We start from the raw sequence: 1,768 nt of genomic DNA, 5'->3' as shown, positions 1-1,768 counted from the left end.
TCCCCGACAGCACAAAGGCGGCACAGGCCTACAGGCGTGGTGGTTCGAACGCAAAATGCACCGCCCGCCTGAACGCATTGCGGACCCGCTCAAGCTAAACCACGCCTGTCGCATGCCGACGCAACGAAAAGCGGAAAGGGGCATGCACGGCCCCCTTCTTACTTGCGTGATTTACCCGGCTTGCGCCGCCCAGGAAGTGCGGATCTACGCCGCCGTCAGCACTGGAGAGCTGGTACAACATCCACCGCCAGCACAGCTGCATCGGCTACTATTGGCCGCCCGAGTTCGAAAACTTGCATGCGCACAATCAAGGCGTTTCACCGCGCAGGTTGCCCACCGCCTATAAGGACCTTTCCGTTTTAGCAAGACGGGAATTGATTGGTTTCTGGCATTGCGGAACTCCAGATGAGCTCGGCCTCAAGGATGCCGCTACGCCGACCGTTTGGAATGTGGTCCTCTTTGCTCAATAAGTCTGTCAAAATCAGTTTCCTCGACTATTCCCGCTATTTGCACTAGAGCCAGCGCGGGTCCCTGTGTCGCCATGAAGTGTTGTCGCGACACTGTCGGCCGGACTATCCCCGCTTTTCTGGCTTACTTTGCAGCTTAAACCCGAAGGCCCGATTGATGGCTGCGCGCGTGCTGGTCTGCAAGCCATGATGCCGGATACCCTCGTTGACTACCTGCTCAAGCGCCGCAGGACGCACACCCGGACCGCTGCCCGCGGCCACCAGCTGCGACCATGACTGACCCTGCTCTTCCAGATGCACCAGGAACCGGTTGACGTTAGAGCGGTATACGGAATCCAGTTCTTCGGGCAAATCTTTCAGCAGATTTTTGTGCTCCTGTATTTCCGGCGCGAGCCGAACTCTTTTTATGTCGCCTTGCAGCGTGAACCCGAAGGCCCGGTTAAGCGCGGCGCGCGTGTTGGCCTGCAGGCCATGATGCCGGATGCCCTCGTTGACGGCCTGTTCAAGCGCGGCAGGATGCACATCCCGACCGCTGCCCGCGGGCACCAGTTGGGACCATGACTGACCCTGCTCTTCCAGATGTACCAGGAACCGGTTGACGTTAGAGCGGTATACCTGATCCAGTTCTTTGGGCAGATTCTTCAGCAGATCCTTGTGTTCCTGAAGGTCCGTCGCTCTTTGTATGTCGCCTTGCAGCCTGAACCTGAAGGCCTGGTTGATGGCTGCGCGCGTGTTGGTCGGCAAGCCATGATGCCGGATCCCCTCGTTGACCGCCTGTTCAAGCGCCGTAGGACGCGCGCCCGCACCGCTGCCCGCGGGCACCAGTTGCGACCATGACTGTCCCTGTTCTTCCAGATGCATCATGAACCGCCTGACGCTAGAGCGGTGTGCCTGATCCAGTTCTTCGGGCAGATCCTTCAGCAGATCCTTGTGCTCCTGAAGATCCGGCGCTTTTTGTATGTCGCCTTGCAGCCTGAACCCGAAGGCATGATTGAGCGCAGCGCGCGTGTTGGTCTGCAAGCCATGATGCCGGATACCCTCGTTGACTGCCTGTTCAAGCGCCGCAGGACGCGCACCCGCACCGCTGCCCGCAGGCACCAGTTGCGACCATGACTGTCCCCGCTCTTCCAGATGCACCAGGAACCGGTTGACGTTAGAGCGGTATGCCTGAGCCAGCTCCCCGGGCAGGTCCTTCAGCAGATCGATGTGTTCAGGTAATGTCGGAACGAACCGTGCACGGGGCTTTGCGCGACTGCTGCCTGGGAGAGGGGCAGCCGGCTGTCGACGCCCTGGAGCGTTCA

At 59.8% G+C, this 1,768-nt stretch carries 1 protein-coding gene; it reads right to left on the bottom strand.

Going from position 1 to position 1,768, the window contains the following annotated elements; translation table 11 throughout:
• Positions 1-572: 572 nt before the first annotated feature.
• On the bottom strand, positions 573-1,768 hold a 1,196-nt coding region (locus tag HV796_RS42030), incomplete at its 5' end, for a hypothetical protein (RefSeq protein ID WP_175233514.1).

The organism is Paraburkholderia humisilvae (assembly GCF_902859855.1).
Lineage (GTDB): Bacteria > Pseudomonadota > Gammaproteobacteria > Burkholderiales > Burkholderiaceae > Paraburkholderia > Paraburkholderia humisilvae.
Note: the sequence above shows the minus strand (reverse complement) of the source record. Positions and strands in the feature narration are given on the sequence as shown.